The 709-nt window shown below is 74.0% G+C and carries 1 protein-coding gene; it reads right to left on the bottom strand.

Annotated features, from left to right (window positions below; translation table 11 throughout):
* Nucleotides 1-665: CE1759 family FMN reductase (locus FOE67_RS27625; RefSeq protein ID WP_182667537.1), on the bottom strand; the 665-nt coding region annotated here is incomplete at its 3' end.
* Nucleotides 666-709 lie beyond the last annotated feature (44 nt).

Raw genomic sequence — 709 nt, 5'->3', positions numbered from 1 at the left:
TCAGATCTGTATAAGAGACAGTCCAGGTACCGCTCGAAGGGAACGATCCCCTCCGCGTCCCCCTCGGCCCCGGGGGCGGGGCGGGGTCCTTCGTCGACCGGGCCGAGGACGGCCGCGGCGAGTTCGGCGCCGGCACGGGTGATGCGCGCGCCGAGGGCGTCCCGGCCCGTCGATCCGCCGCCCCAGTCCTCCGGGGCGGCGTAGACACCGGTCGGCAGGACCGTGGCCCCGAGGTGGGAGAAGAGGGGACGCATGGCGTGGTCCAGCACCAGGGAGTGGCGGGCGGTGCCGCCGGTCGCGGCCTGGAGGACCGGGACACCGCGCAACGCGGTCGGTTCGTCGGCCCCCAGGACGTCGAAGAAGGACTTGAACAGGCCGCTGTAGGAGGCTGAGTGGACCGGGGTCGCGACGACCAGGCCGTCGGCGGCCCGGACCCGGTCGAGGAGGGCGCGCAGTCCGGCTCCGGGGAAACCGGTCACCCCGGCCGAGGCGATGTCCACGGCGTGCTCGCGCAGCTCGATCACCTCGGTGCGCGGTGCGGCCGCATCGGTGTCGGCCCGCGAACGGGCCGCCTCCCGGACGGCGGTCAGCAGCCGATCGGCGAGCAGACGGGTGGCGGAGGGACGACCGGTGCCGGCCGAGACGGCGAGGACGGTGCGCTGCACGACGGTTCTCCGGGGGTCGGGGAGGAAGGGCTGTCTCTTATACA

This window comes from Streptomyces calidiresistens, from assembly GCF_014141525.1.
GTDB lineage: Bacteria > Actinomycetota > Actinomycetes > Streptomycetales > Streptomycetaceae > Streptomyces > Streptomyces calidiresistens.
The sequence above is the reverse complement of the archived record's forward strand: the minus strand, read 5'-3'. Positions and strand labels throughout refer to the sequence as shown.